Genomic DNA, 17,171 nt, shown 5'->3' with positions numbered 1-17,171 from the left:
ATTTCCTCTGGCAGATGGATTTATTTCCGGTTGCTGCGACAAAACCCTTAATCTGTCGCTGGGTTTTATCCGAAGTTCTGCAAAAAATAACTTGGTTCATTGTTTTCCTTTATATTAAATGTAGGGGTGCTGGTTTGTGTCTAATGATTGGCTTTGAAATTGGATCTAATTATTGAGGCTGCTTCGTTTATATTTTTTGAACGCAGCTTTATTTTTTCAGGGCGGCCAAGTTGAACGTATTTTAACGAGTCTACCATGCTGCCCCAAAATTTACACATTTCTAAGGTTGTAGTTTGCTCTTGGGTCGATCGGTGGCATATTTCCGTAAGTACTTGTTCGTACCAGTCAGGCGACATAGAATTGATGGCGTTGTTGGCAATTAATTGTATGCTGGAGCGATCGTCTGTAGAGATTATTTTTGTTTCTTTTATTAAGTTTTCAATAAGCTCGGTGCAGAATGTCATTCTCAGCATGCCGCTCATAAAGCCGCGCCATGGCATATAAGTTGCGTGATTTACAATGTTTGGAAGTAATTTCGAGATTCTGAATAGAAGTCTGGATATGAAAGATGCAGAGCGATTGGCGTCAACTGGGAGAAGTGTGCCGAGTACAGTTGTTGCGCCTAAGGTAAGCATTCCGTTCGCTGAGGATCCGTGCCCACCGTCCACAGGAATAGTGTCGCATGCACTCAATAGTACAATAGGTGGCATATTTAGTTGTTGCTGTAGTTGCCAGACATCTAGCTCCTTTCCTCCGATGATTATGGAGCCCATGTCGGAATTAGTATTCAGCGTCCCATGACCATCGAAAATCATTAATGCGCCGTTAAAGGCGTTGACGGTATTAACGAATTCATCGGCAGTCGCCACATCGACGATTTTATATTTAGGATACTCAGGATGTCGGTCAGCCCAGTGTTTAAGTGTTTTTTCAAGGGTGAATTTTATCTTGTCTGTATTTGAAAAGGATCGGATAATCAATATCTCTTTGAAGTCCGACAAAGATACTGTTGTGTATCGACTTTTTATTAGCTGGTTTAGGCTTGCATTTCCTGGAGTTGCTGGTATCCGGCTAACGTCACATCTCAAAGTCAAAGGCAGTCCGCGCAGTGGAAGCCACTCAAGTGGTAGGTCGCTAACTAAGGATATCCCTGAAAATTCTGGAAGTTTATCATTTGTTAGGGATGAGTATTTTTCGTGCACGAGAGAGTGCATACGCGTCTGTAGTTTGTTAGAAAGTTTGTTTAATTTAAAGTTAATGTGCGGACCATTGCCTCTTGAACAATTCGCTAGATTTATTAAGTCGCCTTTGATCTTGTTTATTTTTGGCTCGATGCGAAGGACCGGGCATAGGTCCGTTAGGCCCAATATGCTAGTGGAAAGGTTGAAGGTTTCAAGTTCGCGACGATGAAGGGCGACAAAGTAATTTCCAATGGGGTCAGATGCCAAATCTGTTATGTGCTCAATCTCTCGGCCTGTTAGGTTTCGTATGTACTCTTCTGATCTTTTTACTGATTTTACATAGGTTCTGAGTCCTGCGATAATTTTTTCGGGTTGTTTGTCGTCATTAAAGAGCTCAGTGTCTATGTCTGCTTTGTAAAGTCGCCAAAGTATTGGCTCTACCGTTATGCAGAGAAGGTTCTCAAAAGGTGCGCCTTCTATCTGATCTTTTCGGTAGTTCCATAAAGATAGAACGCTTCGCAGAACGGCTGGAATGTATTCGTGATATTTGTGGGGTTGAAGTTTTCCTTCGGAGGAGACGCTTAATTCCATACTTTGAGCGATAACTTCGTTAGCAGTCGTTATGCCATGACTGTAGCCAGGAAATGTTAGCCTCTTCCAGTGCTTTTTTTTAGGTGAAAGAACCTCTTCAATAGCTGTAACGAACTCTGGAGGTACTTGCCCTTTGGTGAGTAGTTCGACTGCTCTTTCTTTTGCATAGGTGCTTATTTTTTTCAAACTAGAATCTTTTTCTTCTCTACTTGCTGACTTTGCATTAGATATATGTAGGAATCCTTTTCCGTATTCGCTCGCTAGAAAGTCCTTTACGGATCTATACATTCTCTCGTCTGAGAGTATGACTTTAAATGGTTGGGCGTATGTCGTGTAATGGCCGTGCATGGACTCGATATTTGTCGGGATAACAACGAGACTTGTCACTCCTGTAACTCTTGCCTTGGCCACGTTGTTGCGGGTTGCTTTTATTTCTCTTACATCAAACGGCAGTGTGGTAGCTAGTTTTAGTAATCGTCTCGATTCTACTATTTCTGGCCAGTATGCTAGGAAGAAGCTCTCCCTGCTGTAGTCCCGATGATGTGGAATGAAGTAGTGGAAAGCGAATCTTATGTCTTGGAAATGCTCCTCTTCAAAAATTCTTGTTGCCAAATTCAACTCTTCATGTGATGTGAGTTCGGGCATTTTGCTAAGTCCTCAGCTTTTTTATTGCGTCCGTGGTGTTGAGATTTTTTCACTACAAGGTAATCAAGTTATCATAATAATTTTGGTCTAAAAAATGCTTATTTTGTTTTTCTTAGAGGGTATGCTTTGTTGTCAGTGAAGCGGCTGCAGTGACGAAAATGGCGCGATAGTGAAGGAAGGGAAGGGAAGGGAAGGGAAGCGAAGTTGAAGGACGCTTCAGTTGCTAAAGCACGAAGTCGATGGTTGATCCCACGGATTGCAGGTATTCGTCAATTGTTAAAAACTCTTAAGAGTATGAAACATCACCGAAAACCGGCCCCAGCGGCCGGTTTTTGCTGCCTGAAACAAACGCCTTCAGCGCGATTGCCGCCATAATGCCGACCACTTCACACATGGGTGGCAGACGGTCGTTATGGATAACCTGGGTTTTGGCAAAGTCCTGCTGGTGGAAGACGATGAGCGCCTCGCGGCACTGATCGCCCACTTTCTCGAACAACATGGCTACGAGGTGCGCACCGTGTTGCGTGGCGACCTGGCCGTGGCTGCCTTTCTGGAATTCAAGCCAAAAGTCGTGGTGCTCGACCTGATGCTGCCGGGGCAGAGCGGGCTGCACGTGTGTCGCGAGATTCGCAGCGTGTCGGACACGCCGATCGTGATCCTGACGGCCAAGGAAGACGATCTCGACCACATTCTCGGTCTGGAATCCGGTGCCGATGACTACGTGATCAAACCGATCAAGCCGCCGGTGTTGCTGGCCCGATTGCGGGCTCTGCAGCGGCGGCAGGTGCCGGACAGCAACGTGGTGAGTTTTTTGGAGTTTGGCCAGTTGAACGTCGACCGCAGTTGTCGGGAAGTGCGGCTGGCGGGCGAGGTCATCGAAATGACCACCATGGAATTCGAGCTGTTGTGGTTGCTGGCCAGCGCCGCTGGCAAGGTTTTGTCGCGTGACGACATTCTCAATCGCATGCGCGGGATTGCCTTCGACGGGCTCAATCGCAGCGTCGACGTGTACATCAGCAAATTGCGTAACAAACTCAAAGACAATCCCCGCGAGCCGATGTGTATCAAGACCGTGTGGGGCAAGGGTTATCTGTTCAATCCGTTCGCGTGGGAGTTGTAGATGCTGCGGTTATTTTTCGGACTGTTTCTGGTCATGACGATAGGTCTGGTGCTGGCCTTGCAGACGGTCGAGCGAACCTTTGATGCCTTGCTTGATTATCAGATGCAGGACTACAACCGTGAGGCCGTGCGGGGACAGGCATGGACATTGGGCCAGCAGTTGCGGGATCTCGACGGCCCGGCCCGGGAAAAGCAGCTGGAAACGATTCGCCCGCATTACGGTTTGGGGCTGACGCTGGTCGATACCTCTGAACTGGCCCTCAGCGACGAGGAAAAAGCTGAGCTGGCCAAAGGGCTGCTGGTGATCCGCGACAAGTACACCCAGTACATTTCCGCGATTGATGAGGGGCCGCAACTGCTCAGCATCCGCTTGCCGGCCGAGCCGAGTCTGATGCCTTTCTACATCGCTGGCGCCTACCTGATGATTGCCGTGATGATCGGCGTCGTCCTGTTTTTCTGGGTGCGCCCGCACTGGCGCGATCTGGAGAAGCTGCGCCTCGCTGCCGAGCGTTTCGGCGACAACGATCTGTCGGTGCGCATTCAATTGTCGAAGCGCTCGAACATCCGCGATCTGGCCGAGCACTTCAACCTGATGGCCGCACGCATCGAAGGCCTGATCGCCAACCAGCGTGAGCTGACCAACGCCGTGTCCCACGAACTGCGCACGCCGATTGCGCGGTTGTCGTTTGAACTCGACCAGCTCAAACAGCAGCCGGACGCCAGCCAGAATCGCGAGCTGATTGCCGACATGTACGCCGACCTCGGTGAGCTCGAGGAAATGGTCTCGGAATTGCTGACCTACGCCAGCCTCGAGCGCGGTGCGACGGTGATCAAGCGCGAAAACATCCAGGCTGCCAATTGGCTCGACAGCGTGGTCGGCAGCGTAGCGCTGGAGGCTGAAGCGGCTGGTGTGCAGTTGCTGATCGGTGATTGCCGCATCGACACGGTGCGTATCGAGCCACGATTCATGGCGCGGGCGGTGATCAATCTGCTGCGCAATGCGATTCGCTACGCCGAGCAGCGCGTTGAAGTGACGCTGGTGCGCACCGGTGATTATTACGAAGTGCGGGTCAACGACGATGGGCCGGGGGTACCGGTACACGGACGAGAGAAAATCTTTGAACCGTTTTCGCGGCTGGATGCCAGTCGGGATCGGCGTACGGGTGGATTTGGTTTGGGTTTGGCGTTGGTGCGCCGGGTCTCGCAGTCCCATGGCGGGCAGGTTGAAGTGGGCGATTCGGCTTGGGGCGGGGCGTCGTTCCGGATGACCTGGGCACATCTGGATTGAATGCCGTTGCCTGCGCCGGCCCCTTCGCGAGCAAGCTCGCTCCCACATTGGATTTGTGAGCACCGCAGATCACTGTGGGAGCGAGCTTGCTCGCGAAGGGGTCAGTCCAATCAGCATTTTTGCTGCTGACCCAACGCTATCGCGAGCAGGCTCACTCCTACAGGGTCTTGTGTCTTGCTCAAAATTTGTAGGCGACGCATACCCCCCTGTAGGAGTGAGCCTGCTCGCGAAGGCGCCATCCGTGGCGCTGTTTGTTTCAGCCCAGAATCAGAAATCCCACTTGGTCGTCAGCATCAAATTGCGCGGCTCACCGTAGAACGTAGTGTCGAAGTTACCCAGTCCCGTCAGGTAGCGCTTGTCGAACACGTTGTTGGCGTTGACCGTGAAGCTCAGGTGTTCGTTGTACTGATAGCGGCTCATCAGGTCGACGAGGGTGTAGCCACCTTGTTTGATCCGCGTGTAGTCGCCCGCCGGGGCGCTGTAGATCTTGCCGTAGAACGCGCTCTGCCAGCTCACGCCGCCACCGACGGTGACCTTGTCGAGCACGCCGGGTAAACGATAGGTGGTGAAGGTGCGCACCGTGTGCTCGGGTTTGGTGGTCGACAAGGGATAACCGAACATGCGCTGCTCATCGGCATCGCGAGTGCGTGCGTAGGTGTAGCCGGCGGAGACGTTCCAGCCTTCGGCCAGTTCGCCGGCCAGTTCCAGCTCCACGCCTTTGGTGGTGGCGCCGTCGATGGCTTTATAGATGCCTTCGTTGGTCACGGCGTTGGTGCCGATCGACTCGGCCACGCCGTCCTGCTCGATGCGGAAGAACGCTAGGCTGGCGTTGAGGCGACCGTCGAAATACGCCGCTTTCAAGCCGGTTTCATAGCTGTCGCCTTCGACCGGTGCGAGGGTCGAACCGTTGGCGTCCTTGTTGGTCTGCGGCTGGTAAATGCTGGTGTAGCTGGCATACAGCGAGTAGGTGTCGTCGAGGTCATAGATCACCCCGGCGTAAGGTGTGACCACGCCGTGTTCCTTGTAGCTGGTGTGGGTGTCGTCGAGGCCGGCGCCGGGGTTGTAGCGGTAGTCTTCGTTGTATTTGAAGGTGCTCAAACGGCTGCCGAGAATCACCGACAGATCATCGGTCGGGCGCAGGCGTGTGGCCAGGTAAATGCCGTTCTGGCTCTGCGTGCGCTCGTACTTGCCGTTTTTCGGGAAGTCCTGTTTCGGCAGATTGCCGTCCCAGTCGTAAATGCTGCCCGGGACTTCGGAAAACGCACTGGTGTCGTAGGTCGAACCGGTCTGGCGCGAGTGCGAGGTCATCACGCCGGCGATCAGTTCATGCTCGCGACCGCCCAGGGTGAAGGGGCCGGAGACGTTGACGTCAGCGGTGTTCTGCACCCGGTGACCTTCCCAGCGCCACCAATACATGAACATGCCTTCACCCGTGGCGCGGTTCGGATTGCCACCGCTGGCCGAGGCCAGGCGCGTGTCGTGATCGGTGGTTTTCTGGTCGAGGCTGACCTTGAATTTCCAGTCGTTGGCCAGCGCCTGTTCCAAGGAGGCGAAGTAGGTGATGTTGTCGAAATCGCGGCGACTCCAGTCAGCGGCGGAGTTGAAGTGACGGCCAAAATCGGTTCGCCCGCCATCGGCGAAATACACCGGGTTGCCGGTCCACGACGAACCGCGTGGTGTGGTGCTGGATTTGTCCACGCCGAAGGTCAGCAGGGTGTCGTCGCTCAAATCCGCTTCGAGGATGCCGTAGAACAGGTCTTTGCGCTGGCTGTAGTGATCCAGGTAAGAGTTCTGATCTGAATAAGCGCCGACGAAACGTCCGCGCACGTTTCCCGATTCAGTCAGCGAACCGGAAATATCACCGACGGTGCGGTAGGCATCCCACGAACCAACGGTGCCGCTGATCGAGGCTTTGAATTCCTTGGTCGGCTTTTTGCGAATCAGGTTGACCGTGGCCGACGGGTCGCCGGAGCCGGTCATCAGACCGGTCGCGCCTTTGATGATTTCAATGCGGTCGATGCTGGCGGCGTCATCGCCGTTGTTCGGGTTCTCGCCGTACACGCCATCGTAGGGAATGTTGATGCCGTCGTACTGGAAGTTGGTGATCGCCAAGCCGCGCGCGGAAAATTCGGTACGGTCGCTGTCGTACTTCTGCATGGAAATGCCGGGGGTATTGCGCAGTGCATCGCCGATGCTTTGCACGCCGCGATCGTCCATTTGCTGACGGGTAATGACCGTCACCGACTGCGGGGTTTCGCGGATCGACAGCGGCAGGCCGGTGGCCGAGGACATAGCTCCGGTGGTGTAAGAACGGGTGTCTTCGGTAGTGGCGCCGAGGCCTTGGGCGGAGATGTTGGTGGCGCCCAGTTGCAAGATCTGGTCGGTTTTTTCAGCGGCGTTGGCAGAAATGCTCAGCAGGGCCAGTGCCAACGGGCACAGGGCGAAACGGACGTGCGACATGGAGATCCCTTTGCATCGAATCGATCGGTAGTTGAAGTGCTTCTGAGGGGTTAACCGAATGAGTGCGGGAAAAGGGAACTGAACAGTTCAAAGATTTAATGCCCTATGGAGTTGGCAATGTGGGAGCGAGCTTGCTCGCGAAGGCGCTGTGTCAGTGACGCAAATACTGACTGAAACGCCGCCTTCGCGAGCAAGCTCGCTCCCACAGGGATTTGTGTTTGCCGTGGATCTATCGGGTCAAACCGAGGCGTTCATGCCATTGGGCGATGGACTCTTCGGGGTAGACGTCGAACTGTTTGTCTTTGGTTTTAGCCTCGACTTCCACCCAGGGTGCTTTCGAACCGAGCATCAAATGCGTGTGCTCCGGCGGCACCGGCAATGCGGTGTCGATGGCCGAAGCGAACGGGTGGATCAGCTCTGGCCACTCCGGGCTGAACAGCCACAAGCCGCTGCCGCACAGTGAACAGAAATGCCGCTCGGCGCTGCTGCGATGGGCGCGTTTGTCGCCCTTGTCTTTGATCTTCGCGTGATAGACGCTTATGTGTTTACGCCCGCGCACCTTGAGGCTGGTCGCGTCGCCGCCGAGGTTGATCGCATAACCGCCGCCGCCCTGGGTCTTGCGGCAGATCGAGCAATAACAGCGTTGATAAGGATAAGGGTGGGCGCTGGTGAGGCTGAACGTGACCTCGCCGCAATGGCAGGAGCCTTCGAGATGCATGGGAGCTCTCCCGTTTTGAATGTGCGGTTGAGCCTAGAACATTCAGCGCGATGCAGGCCTGTGTGATTCGACGGGCGGGCGCAGCGTCTAGCCCCAGTGTCCCCGCAATCCCATGGGGCGAGACTTCGGAACCCGGCATGCAAGCGCTGTTGAACGAGATCCTTGACGCTGTCCGCCCGCTGATCGGGCAAGGCAAGGTAGCTGACTACATTCCCGCCCTCGGCACCGTGCCGGCCAACCAATTGGGCATCGCCGTGTACGGCAACGACGGCGAGATGTACTGCGCCGGTGACGCCGAGACGCCGTTCTCGGTGCAGAGTATTTCCAAGGTGTTCAGCCTGGTGCAGGCGATCGATCACTCCGGCGAAGCGATCTGGGAACGCCTCGGTCACGAGCCGTCCGGGCAGCCGTTCAACTCGCTGGTGCAGCTGGAGTTCGAGCGTGGTCGGCCGCGCAATCCCTTCATCAATGCTGGTGCGCTGGTGATCTGCGACATCAACCAGTCGCGCTTTGCCGCGCCGACCCTGTCGATGCGCGATTTCGTCCGGCGCCTGTCCGGCAATCCGCAGATCATGATCGACGGCAAAGTCGCCGACTCCGAATACCAACACCGTGCGCGCAATGCGGCGATGGCGTATCTGATGCAGTCGTTCGGCAATTTTCACAACGATGTTGAAGCGGTGCTGCGCAGCTATTTCAGCCATTGTGCGTTGCGCATGAACTGCATTGATCTGGCCCGGGCGTTCTGCTTTCTGGCCAACGATGGTTTCTGCAAACACAGCGGCGAACAGATCCTCACCCGGCGCCAGACCCAGCAGGTCAACTCGATCATGGCCACCAGCGGGCTGTATGACGAGGCGGGCAACTTCGCTTACCGCGTCGGTTTGCCAGGCAAGAGCGGCGTCGGTGGCGGGATTGTCGCGGTGGTGCCGGGGCAGTTCACGGTGTGCGTGTGGTCGCCGGAGCTGAATGCGGCGGGGAACTCACTGGCGGGGATGGCGGCGCTGGAGATGCTTAGTGCGCGGATTGGCTGGTCAGTGTTCTGACCCGATCACACAAACACCACAAAACCCTGTGGGAGCGTGCCTGCTCGCGAAGGCGTCCGGTCAGACAACATTAATGCTGAATGTGCCGGCCTCTTCGCGAGCAAGCTCGCTCCCACAGGGTTAGCGGTTGCTTTGGAGGATTGTGTTCCTATACATTTTCCGGCCGCTCCCTGCATGGTGAATCCGCTTCATGTCTCTTGCGCTCGAACGTCTAGTCGCTGGCACGCCGATCCCTTTCGCTGGTAACCGCGTCACCTTGGTCAGCCCCGAACTGGCCGCGCGCTTTCAGCCCGGTGACCACCTGCTGGTGGAGCAGGTCAGTGGCGAGCTGCTGCTGATCCCCGTGGCGGATCAGCAAGCGGCGTCCGTGGCGATCGAACGCGCGGCAGCGGCATTTACCGCGCTGTCGGCGGTGTCCGATGAGGCTATCAGCCAGTTTTTTGATCTGTTCGCGCAACGCCTGGAAACCCCTGAGTGCTGGGCGCACATCGCAACCGCCAACCTTGCTGACATCGAACGGGCCAAGGCACGCGGCCGCTCCACCACCCGACTGCTCGCCGATGAGCGCATGCGCGGCGACATGATTGCCGGCCTGCGCGCCTGGCGAGATGCCGCAGCTACGCGCGGCAAAGTCATCAGCAGCGTCGAGCACGACGGCTGGAAAGTCGAGCAAGTGGTCTCGCCGCTGGGCATCGTCGCATTTGTCTTTGAAGGTCGGCCGAACGTGTTTGCCGACGCCGCCGGTGTCTTGCGCACCGGCAACACTGCCGTTCTGCGTATTGGCAGCGATGCGTTAGGCACTGCGCAAGCCATCGTCACTCACGCACTGAACCCCGCGCTGGCCGATGCCGGTCTGCCCGCCGGTGCGGTGTCGTTGGTGGAAAGCGTCAATCATGCCGCCGGTTGGGCGATGTTTGCTGATCGACGCTTGTCGCTGGCGGTGGCGCGCGGCTCGGGTCGTGCGGTCAGTCAGTTAGGCAGCATTGCCCAGCAGGCCGGCACCGCGGTCAGCCTGCACGGCACGGGTGGTGCATGGTTGATCGCGGATCGTGCGGCCGATGCCAAACGCTTCGCCGCCGTGGTGCGCAACTCGCTGGACCGCAAAGTCTGCAACACGCTCAACGTGTGCCTGATCCAGCGTGATCGCGCGGCTGAGCTGGTGCCGTTGTTTCTCGATGCACTGCAACAGGCCGGTACTGCGCGTGGCCAGGGCTGCAAATTGCACATCGTTGAAGGCAGTGAAGGATGCTTGCCGAGTGAGTGGCAGAACACAACCGTCGAGGTTTATCGCGCCGAGGGTTATCAGACCGAAGCACTGGCTGAACCTTTGGCGGAGTCGGCGCTGGGCCGCGAATGGGAATGGGAAGAAACCCCGGAAGTCAGCCTGATGATCGTTGACGATCTGGATCAGGCGATTGCGCTCTTCAACCGTTACAGCCCGCAATTTACCGTGTCGTTGATCAGTGAAGATGCCGCCGTACAAGAGCGTTTTTACAACGCGGTGAATGCGCCGTTCGTGGGCAACGGCATTACCCGTTGGGTCGATGGGCAGTACGCGCTGAACAAGCCGGAACTGGGGCTTTCGAACTGGGAGAGCGGGCGCTTGTTTGCGCGCAGTGCGATTCTTTCCGGTGACGGTGTGTTTACTGTGCGCAGCCGGATGACGCAGATCGATCTCACAGTAAAACGCTGATCTGGCGGACAATGATCGTTCCCACGCTCCAGCGTGGGAACGCAGCCCGTGACGCTCCGCGTCACTGGACGCAGAGCGTCCCTTGAGGCATTCCCACGCAGAGCGTGGGAACTATCAGTTGCTCAGGCCGCGTGGGTGGTTTGTGCATGGATCGCGCAAGTCGCCGGTTGCTCGGCCAGCGGCACAAACGTGCGGCGGTCCGAGGCCAGAGCATCGATCGAACCGGTCTCGATGTCATACACCCAACCATGCAGATTCAGCAGGCCTTTCTCCTGAGCCAGACGCACGCTCGGGTGGGTCTGAATGTTCGCCAATTGCGCGATCACGTTCTCGCGCACCATCGAGCTCAACTTCGCCGCGTCATTGGCATGTGGCCGCGCTTCGTTAACCACTTTTGCCGACTCGGCATGCTGCAGCCAGCCGCTGACCGCAGGTAAGTGATCCATGCATTTGCACTTCGCGATCGCGGTCATCGCGCCGCAGTCAGAATGCCCGCAGATCACAATGTCGGTCACCCCGAGCACCGCCACCGCATATTCAACCGTCGCCGAAACCCCGCCCGGATGCGGACTGTAGGACGGCACGATATTGCCGGCGTTGCGGATCACGAACAGCTCGCCGGGTTCTTGTTGGGTCAGCAGTTCCGGCACGACACGGCTGTCGGAACAGGTGATGAACAAGGTGCCGGGCTGTTGCGTGGTCGCCAGGTGTTTGAACAATTCGGTGCGTTGCGGGAACGCTTCGCTCTGGAATTTCAGGAAGCCATCAATCAGGTTTTTCATGGTGTTGTCCTCTTAGTTCGAGCAACCGCTGCCGAATTCGCTGTATTGAAGAATGTGTTTGTCGCCGTGGCTGTCCAGATACGTCATCTCCACCGGCACCACGCCACACACATCGGCAACCGGGGTAATGCTCAGCACTTGGGCGATATCCAGTTGCATGCCGTAGCGGTAGGCGACCGCCTCGTCAGCGGCAAATGTCTGGACGGAAAAGCCGCCGAGCAGGGCCAGAATCAACAGAATTTTTTGCATGGGGCAGCCTCCAGATATGTTTGGTGACGGGTAGCCATTTGAGGTCGGTTGGCCCGCACGCGGGGTACGGGCCGATGTCGATCAGAACGGACGCAGGGGCAGGAACTTGCCGTCGAGGGTGACCACGGCGCGGGAGCCGCCTTCCGGGTCTTCGACTTTCTTGATGTCGAGTTTGAAGTTGATCGCGCTGATGATGCCGTCGCCGAACTGCTCGTGAACCAGGGCTTTGAGGGTGGTGCCGTAGATCTGGATCATCTCGTGGAAGCGGTAGATGGTCGGGTCTGTCGGCACACCGCTGAGGCTGCCACGCAGCGGGATGATCTGCATCGCCGCGACGTCTTCGGCGCTCAGCTCCAACTTGTCACCGACCACTTGGGCGGCGTTTTCCGGCAGCGGGTGTTGGCCGAGCAGGGCGGCGGTGACGTACGCCAGGCTCAGGCCGGTGCCGTCGGCAAGATCCTGCCACGACAGATCTTTGCGTGCCTTGGCGTCGAGAACGCGGGTGGTCAGGGCCAGGCTGGTGTCGTTGTAGGCGTGGGACTGTTGCATGGTGTCACTCCTTTCAGGGGTTGGCTTGCTGTGTGGGATTGATCTTCTGCCGATTGACCCATAGCGTCCAAGACCGATATACAATGCTTGGCATAAGCCCTTCCTATAGATGGTGTTCCCATGCTGCTGCGACATTTGCGTTATCTGCTGGCCGTCGCCGATCACGGCGGCTTCACCCGTGCCGCCGAGGCGTTGCATGTGTCGCAGCCGACCCTGTCGCAGCAGATTCGCCAACTGGAAGAAACCCTGGGGGTGAGCCTGTTTGATCGCACCTCGCGCACGGTCAAACCGACGGACGCCGGCGAGGCCTACATCGAATGCGCGCGGCGGGTGTTGGTGGAGCTGGAGGCGGGCAGGCGCGCATTGCATGACGTTAAGGATTTGTCTCGCGGGACGTTGCGTCTGGCGATGACACCGACGTTCATGGCTTATCTGGTCGGGCCGTTGGTGCGCGACTTTGCCGCGCGGTATCCGGGGATCCATTTGCAGATTTTCGAGCTGTCGATGGACGACATCGAGGCGGGGCTGGCGGATGACTCGCTGGATATTGCGATTGCGTTTACGCCGGTGCGTAACGTCGATATCGAGTGTATTCCGGCGTTTACCGAAACGCTGGGGATCATGGTTGGGCGTGAGCACCCGCTGTATGACAGCCACTCGGTGCTGACGCCGGAAGATATCGCGTCATTGGATTTCGCTTTGTTGGCGCCGGACTTCATTACGCGGATATCGGTGGATGAATATTTCCGGCAGCACGGGATTACGCCGCAGGTGCGGATCGAGGTGAATTCGGTGAGTACGTTGCTGGAAGTGGTGCGTCATTCGCCGATAGCAACCATGTTGCCGGAAGCGATTGCCACCGAGGATCGGGCGTTGCGCAGGTTGCGGGTCGAGAGTGATGCGCCGCAGCGTGGGGCGGCGTTGTTGCGGCGGCGCAATAATTATCACAGTGCGGCGGCGGTGGCGTTTGTGGAATTGGTGTTGGGCATGGGAAGCCCCTCACCCTAACCCTCCCGAAACGTCGGACCGCCCAGTGGGAGAGGGGACTGACCGAGGTGTTTGTGCGATTTACGCCGACCTGAGAAACCTGAGTCGAACTCAGGTTCTGAAAGCACCATAAATCGGCTCCCTCTCCCTAGGGAGAGGGGACTGACCGAGGTGTTTGTGCAATTTACGTCGACCTGAAAGTTTTGAGCCGAACTAAAATTTTGAGCGCAGCACAAATCGGCTCGCTCTCCCTCGGGAGAGGGCTGGGGTGAGGGGCTACAATTCCAGTCACGCCAAATCAATGCAAGCGAACAAAAAAAGGCCTGCTTCCTTTAAGGAAGCAGGCCTTTCAATTATTTAATGACTAACTCAGCAGAACCGATCAATCACCCGAACTTCATTCTTATTCTGCATCGAACCCCACGCCTGTTTCAGCGTTTGCAGAACATTCCCGATGAAGTCCTTGTCGGCCGCAGCCTTCTTGCCAACATAACCGTGGCCGCGACGGTACATCTTCAGGCGGGCCAGCAGGTTCTGATGGTTGCGGTCGAACTCGTCTTCGTCAGCATGGGTCGCCAGGCAGTCGATATGCACCTGACCCGACTTGCTGATCCACAGAATATGGCTGTCATGGCTGTCTTTTTGCGCAGCGAACATACGAGCCAGTTCTTCGATAGTAGGTTGATTGTTCAGATTCATGATATTGCCCCTTGACCAGTCTGGTGATCTTTCAAAGTTGATTCGCTAATACAGGTAGCCCATCGGTTAGTTGATCCCTGGCACCGAAACCAGGACGTCAGCGCTCGCCCGTGGAAAGTACGGGGTCGTGCATCTGTTGCATGTAGTCGTGTTGAATAACTGCTACGCAATAGCGTCACAACGAGGAGAAGCAGCGAAAACCGGGAGGCTCCTTGACGACATTTACCGTGTCGACCACAAGCGTCTTGAGAATTTTCGCCAGCGCTTCTCGTCCTTGTACTGGACGTTCAGGCCAGGTCAGCTTCTTCAATCTGCCTTGTGGGCAGCGTGTATCCGGAAAAAACAACTCGGCGGTCAGACGAGTTTGCTCAAGCGTGTTACCGATGTTCCCGATCGGAGAACGTCTTCATCATGCAAAAGCAAAACGATGCCGTCAACGGTTTTGTAGTGATTATTTTTGCTCACTACATATTGTCGGACAAAGCTGTTTTGGAATGAGAAAGAATCCGTTCAGGCAACGGAAAAAGGCGTGCGCAGCACATAGAAGGTGCATGGATAACCGTCTACTTTGCGCTGCTCCAGGGTGAAGTGGCCGTCGCTCAATAACGGAATCAGTCTGGCCCAGAAGCGCTGGGCCGGCAGGTTGGCGTCGATGTGGAAAATCTGCCATTGACCGGGGATCTGGTTCAAGAGGGCAGAGACGACAAACTGCGCGACGCCTTGGCCACGAAAGCGGCGGGTGATGAAGAAATAGCCAATGTTGTGTTCGGTACCGGCGACATGGGTTTCGTCATCGACGGTCACAAACCCGGCCAGTTCGCCGTCGACGCGAATCAGGAACGGTCGGGTGGCCGGATGGCGCCAGTAGTCGATTTTTGGCTGGATGGAGAAGAAACCATGATCAGCGAGCTTCAGCGGCAGCCATTCGCTGAAGTCGTACATGTAGAACTGCATGAGGTTTTCGATGATCTCCAGCTCATCGCGCTGAGCAGGGTGCAGTTCGATATTGGCCATGCGCCGGGATCCTGAAAGTGATGAGCCTTGCAGAAACACTAGCGGGTTTTATTTGCTCGCCGGTTTCGCCGTGCGTTTGGTGGTGCCTGCGGATTTGTTGCGGGTCGATTTGCGTTTCTTTTTCCACGGTGCCGAGGCTTTGCCGGCAGGGGGCGGGCCGCTGATGGTCAGGCTGAGGCTGGAGCAGCGCGTCACCTGTTTGCTCATCCACGCCGCTTGTTTGGTGACGAATTCTTCCAGGCTCATTTCGCCACTTTGCACCATGTCCAGTGCCTGCTCCCAGATCGCCGTGGTGCCGGGGTCGGCAATCGCGCGCGGCACCGCATCGATCAGGCTGAACGCGGCCGGGGTGGCGGCGAGGGCCTTGCCGTTTTTTACCAGATAGCCACGGTCAATCAAACCCTGAATGATCGACGCGCGGGTGGCTTCGGTGCCGATACCGGTGGTGTCCTTGAGTTTCTGTTTGAGCAGCGGATCCTCGACCAGTTTGGCGACGTTCTTCATCGCCTTGATCAGGTCACCTTCGGTGTAGGGCTTGGGCGGTTGCGTCCACAGGTCCTTGAGTTTCACCGACGCGATGGCGCATTCGACACCTTGGCTCAGGACCGGCAAGGTTTGTGGCGCAGGTGCCTCGCGGCCCTTGGCCGGCGCCAGAGCCTCGGGCAATGCGCGTTTCCAGCCCGGTTCAATGATCTGCTTGCCGACCGTGCGCAACGCCTCACCGGCGCAATCGAAATCGGCTTGGGTGCGATCGTATTCGTGATTGGGCAGAAACTGCGCCAGATAGCGTGCACGGATCAGCGTGTACACCGAGCGATGCTTGCCGCTCAGGCGTTCAAGATTCTTCGCAGCAGCGGTAGGGATAATGCCGTGGTGAGCGCTGACCTTGGCGTCGTTCCAGGCTCTGGATTTACGTTGCGGCTCCAGAAAACCGTTGAGCGCTTCAAGGCCCGGATCTGCCTGCCGCAATGCCGCAAGAATCCCCGGTGCCTCGCTGTGCTGGCTCAGCGGCAAGTAGCCGCAATCACTGCGCGGGTAAGTGATGACCTTGTAGGTTTCATAGAGCGCTTGGGCAATGTCGAGGGTTTCCTGCGCGCCGAGGCCAAGTTTCTTCGAGCAGACTTCCTGCAAGGTGCCGAGATCGAAGGGCAGGGGCGCCACTTCACGCATGCGCTCGGTTTTCAGCTTGACCACCCGGGCACTGGCAGCGCCGTTGATGGCGGCCGCTGCTTGCTGGGCCAACGCCTGATTCAGGCAGCGATCCTGATCGTCACAGGCATCCGACGGCGCACGCCACTGCGCGGTAAACGGGATGCCGTTGTGCAGCAGATCGACATCGATCGCCCAGAACGGCACCGGCACGAAATCGGCGATGCTGCGGTCGCGATCGACCACCAGCCGCAAGGTCGGCGTCTGAACCCGGCCTACCGGCAACACACCTTGATAACCCGATTGTCGCCCGAGCAGTGTGAACAGCCGGCTCATGTTCATGCCGATCAGCCAGTCCGCCCGCGAGCGGCCCAGCGCCGAGTGATACAGGCTGAACGTCTCGGCACCCGGTTTCAGTGCGGCAAGGGCTTTGCGGATCGAAGCTTCGTCCAGCGCCGACAGCCACAAGCGGCGGATCGGCCCGCGATAACGACAGTGCTCAACCAGTTCCCGGGCGATCATTTCGCCCTCACGGTCGGCGTCGGTGGCGATGATCAGCTCGCTGGCCTCGCCGAGCAGGCGTTTGACCGCTTTGTACTGGCTTGCAGTACGCGGCTTGACGGTCATTTTCCACTTGTCCGGGATGATCGGCAGATCGGCCAGCACCCAGCGCTTGTAGCGGGCGTCATAGGCATCCGGCGGGGCGGTTTCGAGCAAATGGCCAATGCACCAGGTCACCGTGACGTCCGTTCCCAGCCAGCAGCCGTCGCCGCGACGCCTGGCGCCGAGCACGGCCGCAATATCTTTGGCCTGGGAGGGTTTTTCACAGAGGTACAGCCGCATAACCACCATCGTCGATCAAGGTCGGAACAGGTGCACAGAATGGCCGGACTTGGCGTCAGGGGCAACTTTTATCTGTATGGATATACAGATAAAAAGCATTGCAGCGGGTGACGGGCAATACAGGGACGCGGGCAGGGCTATCGAGAAATTGATTGGCG

At 56.9% G+C, this 17,171-nt stretch carries 14 protein-coding genes; 5 read left to right on the top strand and 9 right to left on the bottom strand.

The genetic code is table 11. The annotated features are described in order from the left end of the window. Positions 1-140: 140 nt before the first annotated feature. On the bottom strand, positions 141-2,417 hold the full coding sequence (locus tag FGA82_RS15175) for a CHAT domain-containing protein (RefSeq protein ID WP_141127689.1): 2,277 nt from the start codon (positions 2,415-2,417) through the stop codon (positions 141-143). 412 nt (positions 2,418-2,829) lie between these two features. On the opposite strand from FGA82_RS15175, the gene FGA82_RS15170 reads away from it, so the two are divergent. Continuing rightward, positions 2,830-3,537, top strand: a complete 708-nt coding sequence (locus FGA82_RS15170) for a winged helix-turn-helix domain-containing protein (protein ID WP_141127688.1) — start codon at positions 2,830-2,832, stop codon at positions 3,535-3,537. Continuing rightward, on the top strand, positions 3,538-4,824 hold the full coding sequence (locus FGA82_RS15165) for an ATP-binding protein (protein WP_141127687.1): 1,287 nt from the start codon (positions 3,538-3,540) through the stop codon (positions 4,822-4,824). It abuts the gene before it with no gap. 267 nt (positions 4,825-5,091) lie between these two features. Here FGA82_RS15165 and FGA82_RS15160 read toward each other — a convergent pair whose 3' ends face one another. Both FGA82_RS15160 and FGA82_RS15155 read right to left on the bottom strand, forming a co-directional pair. Then, positions 5,092-7,284 carry a TonB-dependent siderophore receptor gene (locus FGA82_RS15160; protein ID WP_141127686.1) on the bottom strand — a complete coding sequence of 731 codons (2,193 nt, stop codon included), beginning with the start codon at positions 7,282-7,284 and terminating at the stop codon, positions 5,092-5,094. A gap of 229 nt (positions 7,285-7,513) precedes the next feature. Then, complete coding sequence (locus FGA82_RS15155) at positions 7,514-8,002, bottom strand: GFA family protein (RefSeq protein ID WP_141127685.1); 489 nt, start codon at positions 8,000-8,002, stop codon at positions 7,514-7,516. A 137-nt stretch (positions 8,003-8,139) separates the two neighbouring features. On the opposite strand from FGA82_RS15155, the gene glsB reads away from it, so the two are divergent. Continuing rightward, entirely contained in the window at positions 8,140-9,048 is a 909-nt protein-coding gene (gene glsB / locus FGA82_RS15150; protein WP_007911001.1) for a glutaminase B, read from the top strand. 190 nt (positions 9,049-9,238) lie between these two features. Further along, complete coding sequence (locus FGA82_RS15145) at positions 9,239-10,741, top strand: aldehyde dehydrogenase family protein (RefSeq protein ID WP_141127684.1); 1,503 nt, start codon at positions 9,239-9,241, stop codon at positions 10,739-10,741. 122 nt (positions 10,742-10,863) lie between these two features. Here the strand turns inward: FGA82_RS15145 and FGA82_RS15135 are convergent, their stop codons facing one another. The 3 genes from FGA82_RS15135 to cynS all read right to left on the bottom strand — a co-directional run bounded on the left by FGA82_RS15135 (position 10,864) and on the right by cynS (position 12,321). Next, a complete protein-coding gene (locus tag FGA82_RS15135) occupies positions 10,864-11,523 on the bottom strand; it encodes a carbonic anhydrase (protein ID WP_141127683.1) in 660 nt (219 codons plus the stop codon). A gap of 12 nt (positions 11,524-11,535) precedes the next feature. Then, positions 11,536-11,772, bottom strand: a complete 237-nt coding sequence (locus FGA82_RS15130) for a DUF2790 domain-containing protein (RefSeq protein ID WP_141127682.1) — start codon at positions 11,770-11,772, stop codon at positions 11,536-11,538. Between the two features lie 81 nt (positions 11,773-11,853). After that, complete coding sequence (gene cynS / locus FGA82_RS15125) at positions 11,854-12,321, bottom strand: cyanase (RefSeq protein ID WP_016982959.1); 468 nt, start codon at positions 12,319-12,321, stop codon at positions 11,854-11,856. A 120-nt stretch (positions 12,322-12,441) separates the two neighbouring features. Between cynS and cynR the strand changes: the two genes are divergently transcribed. Next, positions 12,442-13,329: a transcriptional regulator CynR gene (cynR, locus tag FGA82_RS15120; protein ID WP_141127681.1), complete on the top strand. Its 888-nt coding sequence runs from the start codon at positions 12,442-12,444 to the stop codon at positions 13,327-13,329. A 348-nt stretch (positions 13,330-13,677) separates the two neighbouring features. Here the strand turns inward: cynR and FGA82_RS15115 are convergent, their stop codons facing one another. The 3 genes from FGA82_RS15115 to FGA82_RS15105 form a co-directional block, all read right to left on the bottom strand. Continuing rightward, a complete protein-coding gene (locus FGA82_RS15115) occupies positions 13,678-14,007 on the bottom strand; it encodes a hypothetical protein (RefSeq protein ID WP_095120291.1) in 330 nt (109 codons plus the stop codon). Positions 14,008-14,517: 510 nt separating this feature from the next. Next, positions 14,518-15,021 (bottom strand): GNAT family N-acetyltransferase, encoded by a 504-nt coding sequence (locus tag FGA82_RS15110; protein WP_141127680.1) that lies wholly within the window; start codon positions 15,019-15,021, stop codon positions 14,518-14,520. A gap of 48 nt (positions 15,022-15,069) precedes the next feature. Further along, positions 15,070-17,013, bottom strand: coding sequence for a DNA topoisomerase III (locus FGA82_RS15105; protein WP_141127679.1), 1,944 nt, complete (start codon positions 17,011-17,013; stop codon positions 15,070-15,072). Positions 17,014-17,171: the final 158 nt, after the last annotated feature.

Source organism: Pseudomonas fluorescens, assembly GCF_005938625.1.
Taxonomy (GTDB): Bacteria; Pseudomonadota; Gammaproteobacteria; order Pseudomonadales; family Pseudomonadaceae; genus Aquipseudomonas; species Aquipseudomonas fluorescens_BD.
Note: the sequence above shows the minus strand (reverse complement) of the source record. Positions and strands in the feature narration are given on the sequence as shown.

Bases quoted from the DNA above. Each gene is read 5' to 3' on its own strand.
- FGA82_RS15105 (WP_141127679.1), bottom strand. From the start codon at position 17,013: ATGCGGCTGTACCTCTGTGAAAAACCCTCCCAGGCCAAAGATATTGCG.
- cynR (WP_141127681.1), top strand. From the start codon at position 12,442: ATGCTGCTGCGACATTTGCGTTATCTGCTGGCCGTCGCCGATCACGGC.
- FGA82_RS15170 (WP_141127688.1), top strand. From the start codon at position 2,830: ATGGATAACCTGGGTTTTGGCAAAGTCCTGCTGGTGGAAGACGATGAG.
- FGA82_RS15145 (WP_141127684.1), top strand. From the start codon at position 9,239: ATGTCTCTTGCGCTCGAACGTCTAGTCGCTGGCACGCCGATCCCTTTC.
- FGA82_RS15155 (WP_141127685.1), bottom strand. From the start codon at position 8,002: ATGCATCTCGAAGGCTCCTGCCATTGCGGCGAGGTCACGTTCAGCCTC.
- FGA82_RS15130 (WP_141127682.1), bottom strand. From the start codon at position 11,772: ATGCAAAAAATTCTGTTGATTCTGGCCCTGCTCGGCGGCTTTTCCGTC.
- FGA82_RS15110 (WP_141127680.1), bottom strand. From the start codon at position 15,021: ATGGCCAATATCGAACTGCACCCTGCTCAGCGCGATGAGCTGGAGATC.
- FGA82_RS15160 (WP_141127686.1), bottom strand. From the start codon at position 7,284: ATGTCGCACGTCCGTTTCGCCCTGTGCCCGTTGGCACTGGCCCTGCTG.
- FGA82_RS15115 (WP_095120291.1), bottom strand. From the start codon at position 14,007: ATGAATCTGAACAATCAACCTACTATCGAAGAACTGGCTCGTATGTTC.
- glsB (WP_007911001.1), top strand. From the start codon at position 8,140: ATGCAAGCGCTGTTGAACGAGATCCTTGACGCTGTCCGCCCGCTGATC.
- FGA82_RS15165 (WP_141127687.1), top strand. From the start codon at position 3,538: ATGCTGCGGTTATTTTTCGGACTGTTTCTGGTCATGACGATAGGTCTG.
- cynS (WP_016982959.1), bottom strand. From the start codon at position 12,321: ATGCAACAGTCCCACGCCTACAACGACACCAGCCTGGCCCTGACCACC.
- FGA82_RS15135 (WP_141127683.1), bottom strand. From the start codon at position 11,523: ATGAAAAACCTGATTGATGGCTTCCTGAAATTCCAGAGCGAAGCGTTC.
- FGA82_RS15175 (WP_141127689.1), bottom strand. From the start codon at position 2,417: ATGCCCGAACTCACATCACATGAAGAGTTGAATTTGGCAACAAGAATT.